The 17,706-nt window shown below is 66.9% G+C and carries 18 protein-coding genes; 15 read left to right on the forward strand and 3 right to left on the reverse strand.

What is annotated here, in order from left to right; all coding sequences use genetic code 11:
- Window positions 1–2 precede the first annotated feature (2 nt).
- A complete protein-coding gene (locus tag EAH68_RS11175) occupies window positions 3–1,583 on the reverse strand; it encodes an LCP family protein (protein ID WP_126121420.1) in 1,581 nt (526 codons plus the stop codon).
- A gap of 63 nt (window positions 1,584–1,646) precedes the next feature.
- Here EAH68_RS11175 and EAH68_RS11180 point away from each other — a divergent pair, with 63 nt between their 5' ends.
- The 3 genes from EAH68_RS11180 to EAH68_RS11190 all read left to right on the forward strand — a co-directional run bounded on the left by EAH68_RS11180 (window position 1,647) and on the right by EAH68_RS11190 (window position 4,215).
- Window positions 1,647–2,561 (forward strand): glycosyltransferase family 2 protein, encoded by a 915-nt coding sequence (locus tag EAH68_RS11180; RefSeq protein WP_439647630.1) that lies wholly within the window; start codon window positions 1,647–1,649, stop codon window positions 2,559–2,561.
- Between the two features lie 2 nt (window positions 2,562–2,563).
- A complete protein-coding gene (gene manB / locus EAH68_RS11185) occupies window positions 2,564–3,661 on the forward strand; it encodes a mannose-1-phosphate guanylyltransferase (protein ID WP_126121421.1) in 1,098 nt (365 codons plus the stop codon).
- A 305-nt stretch (window positions 3,662–3,966) separates the two neighbouring features.
- Window positions 3,967–4,215, forward strand: a complete 249-nt coding sequence (locus EAH68_RS11190; protein WP_206436405.1) for a WhiB family transcriptional regulator — start codon at window positions 3,967–3,969, stop codon at window positions 4,213–4,215.
- 59 nt (window positions 4,216–4,274) lie between these two features.
- Here the strand turns inward: EAH68_RS11190 and EAH68_RS11195 are convergent, their stop codons facing one another.
- Window positions 4,275–4,730, reverse strand: coding sequence for a metallopeptidase family protein (locus EAH68_RS11195; RefSeq protein ID WP_126121423.1), 456 nt, complete (start codon window positions 4,728–4,730; stop codon window positions 4,275–4,277).
- Between the two features lie 89 nt (window positions 4,731–4,819).
- On the opposite strand from EAH68_RS11195, the gene EAH68_RS11200 reads away from it, so the two are divergent.
- From EAH68_RS11200 to manA, 4 genes are all read left to right on the forward strand, one after another.
- On the forward strand, window positions 4,820–5,254 hold the full coding sequence (locus tag EAH68_RS11200; RefSeq protein WP_126121424.1) for a DUF3499 domain-containing protein: 435 nt from the start codon (window positions 4,820–4,822) through the stop codon (window positions 5,252–5,254).
- Between the two features lie 112 nt (window positions 5,255–5,366).
- Window positions 5,367–6,734 carry a phosphomannomutase/phosphoglucomutase gene (locus EAH68_RS11205; RefSeq protein ID WP_126121466.1) on the forward strand — a complete coding sequence of 456 codons (1,368 nt, stop codon included), beginning with the start codon at window positions 5,367–5,369 and terminating at the stop codon, window positions 6,732–6,734.
- A gap of 46 nt (window positions 6,735–6,780) precedes the next feature.
- Window positions 6,781–7,782: a hypothetical protein gene (locus EAH68_RS11210; protein WP_126121425.1), complete on the forward strand. Its 1,002-nt coding sequence runs from the start codon at window positions 6,781–6,783 to the stop codon at window positions 7,780–7,782.
- A gap of 4 nt (window positions 7,783–7,786) precedes the next feature.
- The gene (gene manA, locus EAH68_RS11215) at window positions 7,787–8,947 is read left to right on the forward strand and encodes a mannose-6-phosphate isomerase, class I (RefSeq protein WP_126121426.1); all 1,161 of its coding nucleotides are present in this window, start codon (window positions 7,787–7,789) and stop codon (window positions 8,945–8,947) included.
- Window positions 8,948–8,968: 21 nt separating this feature from the next.
- Here manA and EAH68_RS11220 read toward each other — a convergent pair whose 3' ends face one another.
- A complete protein-coding gene (locus tag EAH68_RS11220; protein ID WP_126121427.1) occupies window positions 8,969–9,622 on the reverse strand; it encodes a hypothetical protein in 654 nt (217 codons plus the stop codon).
- A 114-nt stretch (window positions 9,623–9,736) separates the two neighbouring features.
- On the opposite strand from EAH68_RS11220, the gene EAH68_RS11225 reads away from it, so the two are divergent.
- The 8 genes from EAH68_RS11225 (at window position 9,737) to hpf (ending at window position 17,575) form a co-directional block, all read left to right on the forward strand.
- Window positions 9,737–10,090 carry a DUF4259 domain-containing protein gene (locus EAH68_RS11225; protein ID WP_126121428.1) on the forward strand — a complete coding sequence of 118 codons (354 nt, stop codon included), beginning with the start codon at window positions 9,737–9,739 and terminating at the stop codon, window positions 10,088–10,090.
- Between the two features lie 59 nt (window positions 10,091–10,149).
- Window positions 10,150–11,598, forward strand: a complete 1,449-nt coding sequence (gene ahcY, locus EAH68_RS11230) for an adenosylhomocysteinase (RefSeq protein ID WP_126121429.1) — start codon at window positions 10,150–10,152, stop codon at window positions 11,596–11,598.
- On the forward strand, window positions 11,598–12,197 hold the full coding sequence (locus tag EAH68_RS11235; protein WP_126121430.1) for a dTMP kinase: 600 nt from the start codon (window positions 11,598–11,600) through the stop codon (window positions 12,195–12,197). Before ahcY ends, EAH68_RS11235 begins: the two co-directional genes overlap by 1 nt.
- 23 nt (window positions 12,198–12,220) lie before the next feature.
- Complete coding sequence (gene mtrA / locus EAH68_RS11240; RefSeq protein WP_126121431.1) at window positions 12,221–12,901, forward strand: MtrAB system response regulator MtrA; 681 nt, start codon at window positions 12,221–12,223, stop codon at window positions 12,899–12,901.
- A 36-nt stretch (window positions 12,902–12,937) separates the two neighbouring features.
- The gene (gene mtrB / locus EAH68_RS11245) at window positions 12,938–14,494 is read left to right on the forward strand and encodes an MtrAB system histidine kinase MtrB (protein ID WP_277600477.1); all 1,557 of its coding nucleotides are present in this window, start codon (window positions 12,938–12,940) and stop codon (window positions 14,492–14,494) included.
- Window positions 14,491–16,200: an MtrAB system accessory lipoprotein LpqB gene (gene lpqB, locus EAH68_RS11250; protein WP_126121432.1), complete on the forward strand. Its 1,710-nt coding sequence runs from the start codon at window positions 14,491–14,493 to the stop codon at window positions 16,198–16,200. The genes mtrB and lpqB overlap by 4 nt, the downstream gene beginning before the upstream one ends.
- 13 nt (window positions 16,201–16,213) lie before the next feature.
- Window positions 16,214–16,819, forward strand: a complete 606-nt coding sequence (locus tag EAH68_RS11255; RefSeq protein ID WP_126121433.1) for a ComF family protein — start codon at window positions 16,214–16,216, stop codon at window positions 16,817–16,819.
- 87 nt (window positions 16,820–16,906) lie between these two features.
- Entirely contained in the window at window positions 16,907–17,575 is a 669-nt protein-coding gene (gene hpf, locus EAH68_RS11260) for a ribosome hibernation-promoting factor, HPF/YfiA family (RefSeq protein WP_126121434.1), read from the forward strand.
- Window positions 17,576–17,706 lie beyond the last annotated feature (131 nt).

Below are 17,706 nucleotides of genomic sequence, written 5' to 3' on the forward strand. Positions count from 1 at the left end.
ACCTAGTTCACGCAGCGGGGGCCGTCGCCGCCGGCGTCGATTTCAGGGGCGACCTCGGCAGCACCGAAATCGCTGCCCGGGGTGCCCACGGTGTCTCCGACGGAGGGCTCAGTGGGGGAGGGGAGCGCGGAGGCATCACCGAGCGGGCCGTTCCAGTCGTCGTGGGTGACCACGACCAAGGTCTCGGGGCCCAGGCTGGCGCTGGCGGAGACCGGCAGGCCACCTAGGGCCTCGGCCAGGGCGAGGGCACGCGGGTCAGACGGGTCGGCGGCCACGACCTGGCTCTGGTCATAGACGCCCGGCAGTGCGTTGGTCACCTCGGAGACCTCATAACCCTCCTCACTGAGCCAGCCGCCCACATTGCCGGCCAGGCCGGCGGTGGCCCCGGCGTTGAGGACGTGGATGTCCACGCCCGGCAGCGGGGCGGCAGTTGCCTCCTCCGGGGTGTCGGTCTCCTCGGACGGGGCCTCGTCCTCCCCGAGCAGCTCATCCATCCAGGCATGGACGGTGGGGATATCGACGGTGACGATGGATTCGCCGTAGTCGCCCGTGCCGTCGATGGAGGTCACCGGGATGGTGTTGAACACGACGTTGCCGCCGGCGAGGTTGGCCAGCTGGGTGGCAAACGACATGATGTCCCACTGGTCGTCGATGACCACGGAACGCTCCACGGCGGTGCCCATGTCAGTCAGCTTCGCCGGGCTGGTGAGGGTGCCCGCGGCCAGCACCTTGTTCACCAGAGAGGCCATGAAGGCCTGCTGGCGGACGATGCGGTCGAGGTCACCGCGCGGCAGGCCGTGGCGCTGGCGTACGAAGGCCAGCGCCTGGGCACCGTCGAGGGTCTGTACGCCAGCGTGGAAGTCAGCGCCGGAGAGGTGGTCACTGACGTCGTTGTTCAGGCAGACATCCACCCCACCGACGGCATCGGTGAGCAGGACGAAGCCGAACAGACCGACCTCGGCATAGTGGTCTACCTCCACACCCGTCAGTTCGGTGACCGCGCCGATCAGGCCCTGGCGGCCGGCGTCGGTGGCCTGCGCCTCGATGCGGTCCTCATCGGTCAGGCCGCGGGCCTTGAGCTCCTCGCGCTTGGCCACCTTGTGGTAGGCGAAGACGCCGTTGATCTTCAGGTTGCCGAAATCCTCGTCGTGGACGTAGGTGTCACGCGGGATGGACACGGCGGTGGCAGAGGAACCGTCGTTGGGTACCCGGATGACCATGATGGTGTCAGTGTTCTCCTCACCGTCATCCACGCCGGCGCGCAGGCGCCGCAGCTCCTCCTCGGAGAGGGGGTTGCCCTGGGCGTCGGTACGCGAATCGGAGCCGACGAGCAGAATGTCGGTCGCCCCGTCCGCGGCGCGGCCCTTCATGCCCTGGCCGCCGCCGAGGGAGAGGTTGCCGGCGGAGGCGAGATCGTTGCCGAGGCGCCCCACGGAGAAGTACCCCAGGGCAGAGACCAGCAGGATCATCACCGACAGCGCCGCGATGATCACCTTCACCGGGGTCGGACCAGCCTGTCGGACGGAGGGTCCGGCGGGCGGGGCTGCCTGGATGTCGCGTACGCGACGGTACTTGTCACTCACGGGCGTCAAGTCTAGGGCATCGGAGTGGCGTACCGGTCCTCAGACAAGGGGCGGCACTATGCTGTGCACATTGTGACCTACTCCCAGAAGCCGCCGGTCGCCGTCATCACGGTGACCTATTCTCCGGGCCGTCATCTGACGGCCTTCCTCGACAGCCTGACAGAGGCCACTGCCCAGGGCACCCACGTGATCCTCGCCGACAACGGCTCCGTGGACGGCTCCCCCGAGGAGGCCGCACGCACCCGCCGGAAGGTGGAGTTCCTGCCCACCGGCGGCAACCTCGGTTACGGCACGGGCATGAACGTCGGTGCCCGCCACCTGCAGCCGCTTCGCGACGCCGGGGAGGTCGACCCTGAGTTCCTCGTCCTGAGCAACCCCGACGTCGTCTTCAACGAGGGCGCGATCGATGAACTCATCGCCTGTGCCCGCCGCTGGCCGGAGGCCGGTGCCGTCGGGCCGCAGATCGTGGAACCGGACGGCAGCATCTATCCCTCCGCCCGTGCGCTGCCTGACATGCGCAACGGCATCGGCCATGCCCTGCTCGGCCAGATCTGGCCGAAGAACCCGTGGACACGCGCCTACCGCGATGACGCGGATATGGCCACTGAACGCACCGCCGGCTGGCTCTCAGGCTCCTGCCTGCTGGTGCGCTGGGACGCCTTCGACGCCGTCGGAGGTTTCGACGAGCGCTACTTCATGTACATGGAGGACGTCGACCTCGGCGACCGCCTGGCCCGCGCCGGCTATGAGAACATCTACTGCCCGGCCGCGACCATCACCCACGCGAAGGGGCATGTCGCAGGCAAGCACGCCGACACCATGCTGCCGGCCCACCACGAATCGGCCTACCGCTTCCAGGCGGACCGGCTGCCGCACTGGTGGCAGGCACCGGCGCGGCTGTTGATCCGCATCGGACTGAAGACCCGCAGCGCCCTCGCCGTCGCCCGCACCCGACCCAGCAACCGAAAGGACTCCTGACCGTGACCGACCCTGAGCTCAAGGCCGATCCGTCGCGTACTGACGCTGTCATTCTCGTGGGAGGCCGCGGCACCCGCCTGCGCCCCCTGACGGTGAACACCCCGAAGCCGATGCTGCCCACCGCGGGCTATCCCTTCCTCCAGCACCTGCTGGCCCGTATCCGGGCCGCCGGGATCACCCATGTGGTGCTGGGGACCTCTTACAGGGCTGAGGTCTTCGAGGAGTACTTCGGTGACGGTTCGGAGATGGGCCTGGAGATCGAGTACGTCGTGGAGGAGGAGGCCCTGGGCACCGGCGGCGGCATCCGCAACGTCTACGACCTCCTGCGCCATGACACGGTGATGGTCTTCAACGGTGATGTTCTCGGCGGCACCGACCTGCGTGCCATCCTGGACACACACACCTCCCGCCAGGCTGACCTGACCATGCATCTGGTGCGTGTCGCCGATCCGCGGGCCTTCGGCTGCGTGCCCACCGACGAGGAGGGGCGCGTGCTGGAGTTTCTGGAGAAGACCGAGGACCCGCCGACCGACCAGATCAACGCCGGCTGTTACGTCTTCCGGCGCGAGCTCATTGAGGAGATCCCCGCGGGCCGGGTCGTCTCCGTCGAGCGTGAGACTTTCCCGGCGCTGCTGGAGCAGGGCCGGCGCGTCTACGGACATGTGGACAACGCCTACTGGCGGGACATGGGCCGCCCCGACGACTTCGTCCGGGGCTCCTCGGATCTCGTGCGCGGCATCGCGCACTCGCCGCTGCTTGAGGGGCGTACCGGGGAGGCGCTCATCGACGCCACCGCAGGTATCGCCGCAGGTTCCATCCTGGTCGGCGGCACCTGGGTGGGGCGCGGCTCGGAGATCGGGGCCGGCTGCCGCCTGGATGATTCCGTGGTCTTCGACGGCGTGACCATCGAGCCGGGAGCGGTCATCCGTGACTCCATCATCGCCGCAGGTGCGCGTATCGGTGCGAACGCCCGAATCACCAGCTGCGTCATCGGCGAGGGAGCCCAGATCGGGGCCCGCTGTGAGCTCGTGGGTGGGATGAGGGTGTGGCCGGGGGTGGTCATCCCGGACAACGGGGTGCGTTTTTCCTCGGATGCGTGACGACACGCCGGTAAACCTGGGAATTGTTGCCAGAATTTTGACCACCCCCCATATGTAGTGCCCCCGGCAATCACCCCCGCGCATTTTTGGTTGTGACTGCTGTGACTGGTGGGATTGGTGACCTGCGATTATGGCGGGCAACCAAAAATTCCCGTTAGTATCGGTTGACGACATTTAGTGATCAGGTGTCTAATCGCATCAGTGTTAAAGGTAACCGAACGGAGAAGGGGGACAGCATGGACAACATGGCTGACGGCACCGTTCTCCGTGGAGGAATGAGCAGCATCACCGGAGCGGCAGTGGAAATGAGCCTGGACGAGCTTTTCGGAGCCGTGGAGCAGGAATGGCAGGACCAGGCCCTCTGCGCGCAGACCGATCCGGAGGCTTTCTTTCCCGAGAAGGGCGGCTCCACCCGGGAGGCCAAGCGCATCTGCATGGCCTGCGCGGTCCGCGATGAGTGTCTCGAGTACGCACTCGAGCATGATGAACGTTTCGGTATCTGGGGCGGACTTTCCGACCGGGAACGCCGTCGCCTGAAGAAGCAGATCGGTTAGGAAACCATCACCTGTGGCCCTGTCTCCACAGGGCCTTTCTCTGATTCAGGCTCCCCGGATCACCACTGGAAACCGGGGTCGATGTCCCGCGGGTCCAGGTTGAGGAACTGGGACACCAGGACGGTCAGAATCGTCGCCAGCAGCTCCTCGCGCTCCTGCGGGTGGGCGGTGCGCTGCTCGATGGGCATCCGGAAGACCACGATCCGGGCCCGGGTGGGCCTGCCCTGCGGGTCCACGCCCGCCGGAATGATCCGGCCCAGGGGCACAGGGCCGTCGGCCACGATTTCGTCGGGCATCACGGTCATGTCGGCCCGCAGCTGCATCCGGGGCACGGTGTCCACCGCGATGTCCAGACCGGCCAGCTGCTCCGGGAAGGAGTGCTGGATGGGGGCGTAGGCCTCGAGGACCGCTACGTCGAAGGACTCCGCCCGGGTGCGGTAGCGGGGGGCGGCCATGGGCAGGAGCGGGCCGCGCAGCCCCCTGCCGTGCCGGTCGCGGTGGGTCCTGATGTGCATGGCAACAGATCATAGGGGGTGGCTACCGGAAACGGCGCGCGGCGCGCGGTGTTACCGGAATCTCAAGGGAGGGTTTAGACTCGGGTTCTGTGAGCCAGTTTCGACGTTGTTCCCGCCCGGGCTGCGGCAAACCTGCCGTGGCAACCATGACATACGCCTACGCCGAGTCCACCGCAGTGGTGGGTCCGCTGGCGCCCGCCGCCGAGCCCCACAGCTGGGACCTGTGCGACCACCACGCGGAGAAGATCACCGCGCCGCTCGGCTGGGAGATGCTTCGCGTCAACCACATCGACATCGATGACGATGAGGACCTCACCGCCCTCGCCGAGGCTGTCCGCGAGGCCGGCCGCGTCACCAGCGGACTCGTCGAATCAGAGGGGCCCGACCTTGATCCGGTGGACCCGTCCGACCCGGAGACCTCCATCCATCCGGTCCATCAGTCCAAGCGGGTCAACGAGGAGCGGCAGCGCCGCCGTTCGCATCTTCGCCTGGTCGAGAGTGACGGCGGGGACTCCGAGGAGTAGTCCGGCTGCCCCGCAGGGAGTTTCCAGCCCTGCAGGGTATTATTCTCTGCTTAGTGTCGGGCCCGCCCCCTGGGCCCCGAAGTAGAAAGCGACCCTGGCACCCATGTCATCCCTGCTCACCCGCGAAGACGTCTGCTCCGTGATCAAGGCCTACGACGTCCGTGGGATCGTCGGCGAACAGATCACCCCCGAGTTCATCCGGGGGACCGGCGCCGCCTTCGCCCATCTGCTGCGCGGTGAGGGTGAAAGCACTGTCGCCGTCGGCCATGACATGCGTCCCTCCTCCCCGGAACTGGCCGCCGCCTTCGCCGAGGGCGTGACCTCGCAGGGGCTGGACGTGGTCATGCTGGGCCTGACCTCCACCGACGAGCTCTACTTCGCCGCCGGTACCCTCGGCTGCGCCGGGGCGATGTTCACCGCCTCACACAACCCCGCCCAGTACAACGGCATCAAGCTGTGCCGCTCGGGTGCCCGCCCGGTCAGCCAGGACACGGGCCTGGCCCAGATCATCGACATGCTCGTCGACGGTGTCCCGGCCCACGGTGGACCGGCGGGCTCGGTCACTGAACGGGATGTGCTGGCTGACTACGGTGCCTACCTGCGTGGACTGGTGGACCTGGCCGATATCCGCCCGTTGGTCGTCGCCGTCGACGCCGCCAACGGCATGGGCGGGCACACCGTGCCGGAGGTGTTCAAGGGTCTGCCGCTGGACATCCGCCCGCTCTACTTTGAGCTGGACGGCACCTTCCCCAACCACGAGGCCAACCCGCTGGACCCCAAGAACCTCGTCGACCTGCAGAAGTTCACCGTGGAGCAGGGGGCGGACATCGGCCTGGCCTTCGACGGCGACGCCGACCGCTGTTTCGTCATCGATGAAAAGGGTGAGCCGGTGAGCCCTTCGGCGATCTGCGCGGTCGTCGCGAAGCGCTACCTTGCGGAGCACGCGGGGGCGACCATCATCCACAATCTCATCACCTCGAAGTCGGTGCCGGAGATCATCGCCGAGGAGGGCGGCACCGCCGTGCGCACGCGCGTGGGCCACTCCTTCATCAAGTCCACGATGGCCGAGACCGGCGCCGTATTCGGCGGCGAGCACTCCGCCCACTACTACTTCACCGAATTCTTCAACGCCGACTCCGGCATACTCGCCGCCATGCACGTCCTGGCTGCCCTAGGTGCCCAGGACCGCCCGCTGAGTGAGATGATGGCCGAGTACAACCGTTACGAGGCTTCCGGGGAGATCAACTCCACCGTTGCGGACCAGGCGGCCAGCACCCGGGCTGTGCTCGACGCCTTCGCGGACCGCATCGTCTCTGTGGACCGCCTCGACGGGGTCACCGTCGAACTCAAGGGCACCAGTGCGTGGTTCAACGTGCGTGCCTCCAACACCGAACCACTGCTGCGTCTCAACGTGGAGGCCCCCACCCGCGGTGAGGTCGACGAACTCGTCGCCGAGATCCTCGCCGTCATCCGCGCCTGAGGCACGCACAGCCTGTTGGCAGACAGGTGAGGATATCCTGGACCGCATGGATAACAGCTCCCTTGAGGCCTATATGGACGGCTCCACCTACAACCGGGAGACGGTGAAGTTCTACGACGTCGCTCATGAGGGCGCGCAGATCCGCGCCGTCGCCGGTGCGATCCCGGCGTTGCAGGGGATCCACGGACTGGCGCCACGCAGCGTGGTGGTCATCGCCTCCGACCATGTGGCGGACGCCTCCGCCCGCTTCGTCTCCCGCATGCGCTCCCCCCTGCGCGTGCCGTTGGTGATCACCGACGCTCTGCCCAACTATGTCGGTGCCCTCGACATGGTGGTGATCCTGGGTGACCGCGCGGATGCCCCGGACATCTCCCAGGCGATGATCAACGCCGACCGCCGGGGTGCGACCACCATCCTCGTCGGCCCGCCCCGCGGTCCGATCCTGGAGGACGCTCCCGATGACACCGTCGTCATCCCGGCACTGCCCACCGTCTACGGGGCCTCCCCGGCGCGTTCCATCACAGCCCTGAGTACCGTGCTGGACCTGCTGGAGGAGAATCCCGACCTTGTCACCCAGCGGCTGGCGGATACTGCCACCTGCGTCGATGACGAGCTCGAACAGCTCTCGCCCGAGCGGGACGCGGTGGTCAACCCCGGTCGGCAGCTGCGTGAATACGCCGACCTGGCGCGCGTGGTGCACACCGGCCAGGGCCGTCCCGGCTTCGCCATCGCTGAACTCATGGCCGTGATCTGGTCGCTCAAGGGTATCCCCTCCGGTGCGGCCGCCCTCGAGGAGATCGAACTGCCCCCGCCGGCACCCGCGCACGACCTCTTCCATGATCCGCTGCTGGATGGCCCGACTGATTTGCTAGCCTTGAAGGCTGTTGTCTGGGCCGAGGACCCGGAGGTGGCCGCCACGCTGCCCAACGCCCTCGCCGCCAACTGCGACACCCCGGGCACGGGTCCGTTGGCCGCCGCACTGAAACTGATCACCAGGGGCCTCGCGGCAACCGCCTACGACCTGCCCGAAGCACCATCGGAGGACTAACTAGATGCAGAAGCTGACCGGCACGCTCCGGAGCTACCCCTGGGGATCCCGCACCCTCATCCCGGAGCTGCGCGGACTCCCCTCACCCTCCGGCCGGCCAGAGGCGGAGCTGTGGTTCGGAGCCCACCCGGTCGGATCGTCCACCATCGCTGACCGTGCCCTGACCGAGATCATCGCCGAGGACCCTGTCTCGGCTCTCGGGGAACGCGTGTACCGGCAGTACGGTGACAGCCTGCCCTTCCTGCTGAAGCTCCTCGCTGCCGCCGAGCCGCTATCCTTGCAGGCCCACCCCTCGGCGGAACAGGCCCGGGAGGGTTTCGAGAGGGAGAACGCGCAGGGCATCCCCCTCAACGCCGGCAACCGCAACTACCGCGACCCGCGGCATAAACCTGAGCTGGTCGTGGCGCTCACGGACTTCCACGCCATGGTGGGTTTCCGTCCCCTCGACCAGACTCTCGAGCTCTTCTCCGTGCTGGACTGCCCGCAGCTGGACCGCTACCTGACCATCCTCGACCCGGGGTCCGAGTCCGACAGCCTGCGCGGGTTGTTCACCACGTGGATCACCATCCCCACGTCCGCCCGCACGAAGCTCATCGACGCCGTCGTCGAGGCGGCACGTGCCCGGCTTGACCGCGGGGACTGGATCTCCGGGGTGCTGACCACCGTGCTGGAGCTGGAGGAGCGCTACCCCGGGGATATCGGTGTTCTGGGCGCACTGCTGCTCAACCACATCCACCTCAGTCCGGGGGAGGGCGTCTATCTGGATGCCGGCCACCTGCACGCCTATGTCAGAGGTCTGGGGGTGGAGGTGATGGCCAACTCCGACAACGTCCTGCGCGGGGGTCTGACCTCCAAATATGTCGACGTGCCGGAGCTGGTGCGCATCCTCGACTTCGCCTCGGTGGACAGCCCCGTGGTCACCTCCTGCGGAGGTGAGTACACGGTCCCTGCAGAGGAGTTCACTCTCCTGCACTGCCTGGTCTCGGCGGGGTCACCCCGTGAGATCGACCACGATGGTCCCACCATCGCGCTGTGCACCTCCGGCACCGTCCGGATCGGGGATCTGGAGCTGGCCCCCGGTGAGGCGGCGTGGATCCCTGCTTCTGCTTCGGCATGTGTTGCCACCTCCACAGGGACGGGCGAGCTGTTCATCGCGAGTGCCTGAGGTCGCTCCCGGGTTCCGCGCCTAATCCGGCAGGCTGGAGCCTGCGGGGGCGGGCTGCGGGGTTGTGGTGGCTGGAGTGGTCGGGGCCTGCGTGGGTGCCGTGGCAGGTGCGGCAGGTTCCGGGGTCGCCGGCTCTACGGGGGTGGGAGTGCCGGTATCCGGCGTCGGCGGCGTGGTGGTGGTCTGCGTCTGCTCCGGCCCCGGGGGAGTGGTGGTGGGCCCGGTATTCTCGGGCCTGCCGGAAACCGTCACCGCCCCGGTGGGGGCCGGGGACGGCGTCGGCTGAGCGGCGGCCGGTTCCGGGGTTGTGGGTGTGTCCATGATGTTCTCCGGCCGGTAGATCACCGTGGGGCCGATGTCGGTGGGTGCTGCCTGGACCACCGCGTTGGGTGCCAGATAGGGATCATCGGCGGGGGCTGCGGCTGGCGCGGGTGCGGTGTTCGCCGTGGATATTCTGGATTCCCCGGGGTCCGGAGTGGGCGCGATCTGACCAGCGGTATCGGAATTTGTGGATACCTCGGCGGTGACCGTGGCAATATCAGAGGCGGAAGGAGTGGAGGGCGTGCTTGCGCGCCATACTCCGTACCCGACGGCGGCCGCAGCGAGCAGGCCAACGGCGATAAAGAGGTAGACGCGACGCTTCTCGGTGTTCACCTGGCCCTTTGTCCCTTCCATGAAACGTACTGGTAACAACTTGGTAACAACATAGCAGAAAACATGTGCGCGGACGTTTATTCCGCGGGATCACCACAGGTCCCGCACGCGCATTCGGAGAGGACATGGACGAAAATGACCACCTGGGATGTCGCCATCTTCGGCGAGGACGACAACATCGATTTCCTTGATGAGCTCGCGGATCTCGATAACGAGGACATTGTGGAGGCGGTCCGTGATGCCTGCCTGCTGGTGCTGAAGCAGCCGAAGGTCACGGAGGTTGAGCGGCTGAATGGATTGGCGGCAGCGACGATCGCGGCCATCTGGGCGGGCGCGCCCTTCTCCGCCGGAGAGGTCGCCGATTCCTACCCCTTCATCCGCGAGCTCATCGGCTCCGGAGACGAGATCCTCAACGAGGCCGCGGCCGAGCTGCTGGAGACCGTGGGGGAGGAAGAGGACGTGGAGGCCTTCGTAGAGGCGGTCTCCTAGCGCCGGTGAACAGCGCTAGGGTGTGAGGGACCCGTTTCTTCCCGGAGAAGGAGTTCCCCATGCCCACCCCGCCGCCGGTAACCGACTTCAAGGTCGCCGACCTCTCCCTGGCCGAGGCCGGACGCCACCAGATCCGTCTGGCGGAGTATGAGATGCCTGGTCTGATGACCCTGCGGGAGGAGTACGGCGAGGAACGGCCCCTGGCCGGCGCACGTATTGCCGGTTCCATCCACATGACGGTGCAGACGGCAGTGCTCATCGAGACGCTCACCGCGCTGGGGGCGGAGGTCCGCTGGGCCTCCTGCAACATCTTCTCCACCCAGGACGAGGCCGCCGCCGCAGTGGTCGTGGGTGAGGGGGGCACCCCGGAGAACCCGCAGGGGGTGCCGGTCTTCGCCTGGAAGGGCGAGACACTGGAGGAGTACTGGTGGTGCATCGACCAGATCTTCCGCTGGGGTGCCGTCGAACCCAACATGATCCTCGACGACGGCGGGGACGCCACCATGGCCGTGATCAAAGGCCTGGAGTTCGAACAGGCCGGCGCGGTACCGGAGGCCCAGGAGGCCGACGCTGACGAGTACACCGCCTTCCTGGGCATGCTGCGCGGCACCCTGGCGGAGGATGCCGGGCGGTGGACCCGGACCGCGGCGGCGGTCAGGGGCGTGACCGAGGAGACCACCACGGGGGTGCTCCGTCTCTACCATTTCGCTGAACAGGGGCTGCTGCCCTTCCCGGCGATGAACGTCAACGATGCGGTGACCAAGTCCAAATTCGACAACCGCTACGGCACCCGCCACAGCCTCATCGACGGCATCAACCGCGCCACGGACATGCTCATCGGCGGCAAGAACGTCCTCATCTGCGGTTACGGTGACGTGGGCAAGGGGTCCGCGGAGGCCATGGCGGGCCAGGGCGCGCGCGTGAAGGTCACCGAGATCGACCCCATCAACGCCCTGCAGGCCCTCATGGACGGCTTCCCCGTGGTCACCGTGGAGGAGGCGATCGCGGAGGCGGACATCGTCATCACCGCGACCGGAAACAAGGACATCATCACCTTCGACCACATGCTCCAGATGAAGGACCACGCCCTGCTGGGCAACATCGGTCACTTCGACAACGAGATCGACATGGCCTCCCTCCTGCGCCGGGCGGATGTCTCGCGCACCACCATCAAGTCGCAGGTCGACGAGTTCCACCTGCCCAACGGCAGAGCGATCATCGTGCTGTCCGAGGGCCGTCTGCTCAATCTGGGTAACGCCACCGGGCACCCCTCCTTCGTCATGTCCACCTCTTTCGCCGACCAGACGATCGCCCAGATCGAGCTGTTCACGAAGACAGGGGAGTACACCAATGACGTCCACCGTCTGCCTAAGATCCTCGACGAGAAGGTTGCCCGCATCCACGTGGAGGCCCTCGGCGGCCGGGTCACCGAACTGAGCAAGGAACAGGCCGAGTACATCGGCGTGGATGTGGCAGGTCCCTACAAGCCGGAGCACTACCGATACTGATGATCATCGCAATTGAAGGAATCGACGGGGCAGGCAAGAACACCCTCGTCCGCGCAATCCGGGAACAGGCCGGCGTCCCCGTCGACGTCCTGGCCTTCCCCCGTTATGAAGTCTCCGCCCCGGCCCAGCTGGCTGCGGAAGCCCTGCACGGCCGGATGGGGGACCTCACGGACTCCGCCTACGCCATGGCCACCCTTTTCGCACTGGACCGGCATGGTGCGCGTGAACAGCTGCTGCCCTATGTGGACTCAGGGCGGATCATCCTGCTTGACCGCTATGTCGCCTCCAACGCGGCCTACTCTGCGGCCCGGCTGCAGGATGATGCGGTGATGGACTGGGTCCATGATCTGGAGTTCGACCGGCTGGGTCTGCCGCTACCGGACCTGCAGGTGCTGCTGGCCACGGAACCGGTCACCGCGGCGGAGCGGGCGATCTCCCGGGAGGCGCAGGACACGTCCCGGGAACGGGATCGTTATGAAACTGACTCCGGCCTGCAGCAACGCACCTATGATGCATATCAGAGGCTTGCTCAGCGCGGCTGGGCGGGTCGTTGGATCGTCACCACCGATCCGGCGGATATCCTGCAAGAACTCAGATGATCATCAAAGGACAGTGATTCTCCATGGCGCACAAGATTCTGGTCGTCGACGACGATCCGTCGATCTCCGACATGCTCACCCTCGTTCTCGAGACCGAGGGCTTTGAGCCACACGCCGTCATGGACGGCAATGAGGCCGTGCCCGCCTTCCGTCAGCATCAGCCGGATCTCATCCTCCTGGACCTCATGCTCCCGGGTATGAACGGGGTGGACATCTGTCGGGAGATCCGTCAGGAGTCCTCGGTGCCGATTGTCATGCTCACCGCCAAGACGGACACCGTCGATGTGGTGCTCGGCCTGGAATCGGGCGCGGACGACTACATCACCAAGCCCTTCAAGCCGAAGGAGCTGATCGCGCGCATCCGGGCACGTCTGCGCCGGACGGAGGCCACGCCGAACGAGATCATCGAGGTCGGTGACCTGGTCATCGACGTCCCGGAGCACACCGTCAAGCGCGGCAGCGAGGAGATCTCGCTGACCCCGCTCGAATTCGACCTGCTGCTGGAGATGGCCCGCAAGCCCCGCCAGGTGCACACCCGCGAGGAGCTGCTGGAGAATGTGTGGGGTTACCGCCACGCCTCCGACACCCGCCTCGTCAACGTGCACGTGCAGCGGTTGCGCGCGAAGATCGAGAAGGACCCGGAGAACCCGCAGATCGTGCTCACCGTGCGTGGCGTGGGATACAAGACAGGTATGGGGGAGTAACTCATAGTCCAGAAGCTCGTCGCCTATTTCCAACGGGTGGTTGACCGCATCAGCGAGACGTGGCGGACCTCGCTGCAGGTGCGTGTCATCGGGTCGATCTTCCTCGCCTCGGCGGTGGTCATGTTCATCCTGGGCATGGCGCTGATCTCCGTGGTCACCTCGCGTCTGGTGGATTCGAAGCTGGACATCGCGAACTCGGAGATCGACCGTGCCCGCGTGACCGTCGAACAGCAGATTGACGCGACCGCGGCCACGTCGACGCTGCAGGTGCGCATCAACTCGGCCCGTGCCTCGTTGACGCAGCGCACCTCCCAGTCGGACATTGCGGCCGTCTATGAGCCGGTGCTGGTGGTGGACAATCCCGATGGGTCGGTCATCTCCGCGCCGGAGGGTTACCGCATCCCGGAGAAGCTGCGGCGCTTCGTCTCCGAGGACCAGGTCTCCTACCAGTTCGCCAACGTAAGCCGCACTGACGGCTCGACCTATAATGCGCTGGTCATCGGTACTCCGACTGACACGGACATCCCGGACCTGCAGGTCTACCTGGTCATGTCGATGGAATCGGACGAGTCGACCCTGGCGCTGCTGCGTGGCCTGCTCTCGGCGGCAGGTGTGGTCGTCGTCGTGCTGCTCGTCGGCATCGCCTGGCTGGCCACACAGCAGGTGACGGCGCCGGTACGCTCGGCGTCCAGAATCGCCCAGCGCCTGGCCGCCGGGCACCTGCGTGAGCGTATGGCCGTGGACGGTGAGGACGAGATGGCGCGACTGGCCATCAGCTTCAACGACATGGCCGAGAAGTTGTCCAGTCAGATCCACCAGCTGGAGGAGTACGGCGACCTCCAGCGCCAGTTCACCTCGGACGTCTCCCACGAGCTGCGTACACCGTTGACCACGGTGCGCATGGCCGCCGACATGATCGCCTCCGACCCGGACAGCCTGGAGCCACACACGAGGCGTGCCTCCGAGCTGATGATCCGTGAGCTCGACCGCTTCGAGGAGCTGCTCACGGATCTGCTGGAGATCTCGCGCCACGACGCCGGCGTCGCCGACCTCTCCGAGGCGCGTATCGACGTCCGCTCCTGCATCACGTCCGCCTGGGAGCAGACCGAACACCTGGCGAAGAAGCTCGAGGTCGACGTCCGCTTCGATGTGCCGGAGGAGCCGGTGATGATCACGGGCGACTCCCGCCGTATCGAACGCGTCCTGCGCAACCTTATTGCCAACGCCATCGACCACTCCGAGGGCAACCCGATCGACGTGGTGCTGGCCGAGAATGAGAACGCAGTGGCCATCACGGTCACCGATCACGGCGTGGGCCTCAAACCGGGCCAGGAGGAGCTGGCCTTCAACCGTTTCTGGCGGGCCGACGCCTCCCGTCGCCGCCACTCCGGCGGCACGGGTCTGGGCCTGGCGATCGCCCGCGAGGACGTCGTCCTCCACGGTGGACAACTCGACGCCACCGGCACGATCGGGGTAGGTTCACAGTTCCGGGTGCTGCTGCCGCGGGAACCGCAGCAGACGATCCTCCAGAGCCCTCTCGAGCTGGAGGCCCCGGCAGCAGAGGCTCCGACAGAAGAGGCTCCGACGACATGAGACGCCTACGGATACTGAGCGCAGGGATGGCCGCCGCCGCCCTGCTCACCGCATGCACCACCCTGCCCACCAACACCGAGCCGCAGGCGTTGCGCTCCTTTGAACCCCAGGTGGTCGAGCAATCCGATCTGGGCCCGGAGGAGGGCCAGGAGCCGGACCTGCTGCTGCGGGACTTCTACACCGCCTCCGCGCACCCCACGCAGGACTACCAGGCGGCGCGTTCCTTCCTCACCCCGGAGGCCGCCGAGCGGTGGAATCCGAGCGAGTCGGTGCTGGTGGTTGACCGCATCGACCTGGTCACCCAGCCGGGTTCCACCGTCGGGCAGCACTCCTTCAGCGTGCGTGGCGCGGTGGTGGGCAGGCTGGCCGCCGGCGGTTCCTATGAGCCGGAGAACGGTGTCTACGAGGCCACGATCGAGATGGTCCGGGAGAACGGTGAGTGGCGCATCTCCGCCCTGCCGGCCGGGGTGGTTCTGGAGCGCACCGAACTGCGCAACCAGTTCCAGCCGCACCGGGTTTTCTTCACGGCTCCCTCCGGTCAGGCCCTCATCAGTGACCGCCGGTGGATCTACTCCGGCCAGCAGGGACTGGACACCGCCCTCATCACCCTCATGATGGAGGGACCCTCCCCGGTGCTGGCCCCGGCCGTGGACCCCCTACTGCCCCCGGAGGCCACCTTCGCCGGCATCGTCGACGGTGCCTACCAGTTCACCGGCTTCACTGATGTGGACGTGGAGGCCCGCCGGCTCTTCTCGGCCCAGCTGGTGTGGACCCTGGCCGTGGCGAACATTCCCGAGCCCTACACCGTGCTGGTCGACGGGGTCCCGCTCTCACCCGGCTATGAACGGCTGACCACCGATGACTTCGCCGACTTCAACCCGCTGATCAACACGAACGCGATCATCCCGCTCTTCGCACTCACCGACGGCGTGGTCCGTCGCGTGGCCGATGAGCAGGTCCTGCCCGTCGAAGGCGAGCTGGGCAGCCTGGAGAACATCGAGTCGGTCGACATCACCGCTGACGGTGAGGTCGCCGCCGTACAGAAGAACGGCATCGGTCCGGACAGCTCCGTGCTGCTGGCGGGCACCCTGGAGGGGGGCCTGGATGAGGCGTTGCGGGCCGAGACAATCTCGCGGCCCACCTTCGAGGTGGACTCGCGGAGCCAGTGGGTCGTCGTCGACGGCGACACGATTGTCCGCGTCGTCTACTCCGGCCCCAGCGGGGAGTTCAGCCGCTCCACGGTCGACTCCTCAGAGCTCGACGGGCTCGAAGGCGACATCTCGGTTCTCCGGCTCTCGCACTCGGGTGCCCGGGTGGCCATGATCATCAACGGCCGCGTCCATGTCGGCGTGGTCCAGCGCGTCGGCCCCGCGGACAAACGCATCGTCAACGTCCGCGAGCTCGCCCCGCAGCTGGGTGGCACAGCCCTGTCCCTGGACTGGCAACCCGACGGTTCGCTGCTGGTGGGCACATCCACCCCGGAGACCCCGATCTGGCGGGCGGAGCAGGACGGCTCAGCCGTGACCTCCCTGCCCTCCGGCAACATCACCGCCCCTGTTGTGGCGGTCGCCGCGACCCCGTCGATGATCTACCTGACGGACGCGAATGCGGTACTCCAGCTGCCGGGTACAGGGGGCGACAACGTCTTCTGGCGTGAGGTCGCCGGCCTGCAGGGCGTGCGTTCCGCGCTGGTCGCCGCCTACTGACCCGCCGCTGACGATGACGGACCTGCTGCTGCCGCGCCGCTGCGCCGGCTGCGGTGCGCCGGGTGGTGATCTGTGCCGGAGGTGCCGTCTGGCGCTGCGCACCCCGCCGCAGCGGATCCACACCCGCGTTGACCCGCATGTTCCGGTCTGGTCGCTGGGTGCCTACGCCGGCCCCCACCGCCGTGTGGTTCTGGCGATGAAGGAGCACCGGCATCTGGCGGTACGTCGATTCCTCGGCCCGGTGCTCGCCGCTGCTGTCACGCACCTGCAGGCGCGTGGTGAGCTTGTCGACGCTCCCGTGCTCGTCCCCGCGCCGACCAGGGCGGCGTCGGCACGCATGCGCGGCGGGGATCCGGTGACCGACGTCTGTGCGGCCACGGGGCTGCCGGTGAGCGTGGCGCTGCGCCACGGCCGACGCATCAGTGACCAGGTCGGTCTCGGGGCCGAGGGCCGGCGGGCCAACCTCTCGGGTGCGCTGGAGCTGCGCCGGATCCCCGCCGGTCCGGTGCTGCTGGTTGATGATGTGGCCACGACGGGATCCACCCTCGCGGCCAGTTCAGAGGCACTTTTCGCGGCCGGCTGTGAGGTGGCCGGGGCGCTCGTTATCTGCCATGCATGATTCCCGGGGTGGTGGGGCACTGGTTGTGAGCGGCGATGTAGCATGGGAGGTGACTTGAGTTGTCCCACCAAATAAGGGAGGAAGCAGATGACATCACCTGCTGAGAACACCGATGTCCTGAGCCCCGAGGCACAGGTCACCATCACCGGTCGGAATGTCGAGGTCCCGGAGCACTTCGCTGAGCGTGTCAACAGCAAGCTCGCCAAGATTGAGCGCCTCGACCCGACCCTGACGTTCTTCCACGTGGAACTCCAGCACGAGCCGAACCCGCGCCGTGACTCGGAGTCCGACCGTATCCAGATCACCGCCACCGGCAAGGGCCACCTGGCCCGGGCCGAGGCCAAGGAGGACAGCTTCTACGCCGCCCTCGAGACCGCTCTGGCGAAGATGGAGCGCTCCCTGCGCAAGGTCAAGGCCCGTCGCTCGATCTCCCGTTCGGGCCACCGTGCACCCACCTCGACCGGTGTCGCAGCCGCCGAGATGGTCGCTGAGGCTGAGAAGGCCCGTGAGGCCCAGGACCAGTACGACGTCGATCCGTACGCCGATTCCGTCAAGGATGTCGTCCCGGGTCAGGTCGTGCGCAGCAAGGAGCACACCGCCACCCCGATGAGCGTTGATGACGCCCTGTCGGAGATGGAGCTCGTCGGCCACGATTTCTACCTCTTCATCAACGAGGAGAACAACCGCCCGTCGGTGGTGTACCGTCGCCACGCTTTCGACTACGGTCTGATCTCCCTCGCCGGGGAAGAGAAGTAGGAATTCCTACCTGAGCACTGCCACCGCCGCCTCCACAGGCCCTTCCGGGTCGTTGGGGCGGCGGTGTCGTCGTTGTTGCGTACAATGACGCAGAAATTAGTTTCCATATCGACCACAAAGGACGACTGCAC

Source organism: Corynebacterium hylobatis, from assembly GCF_003955685.1.
GTDB lineage: Bacteria > Actinomycetota > Actinomycetes > Mycobacteriales > Mycobacteriaceae > Corynebacterium > Corynebacterium hylobatis.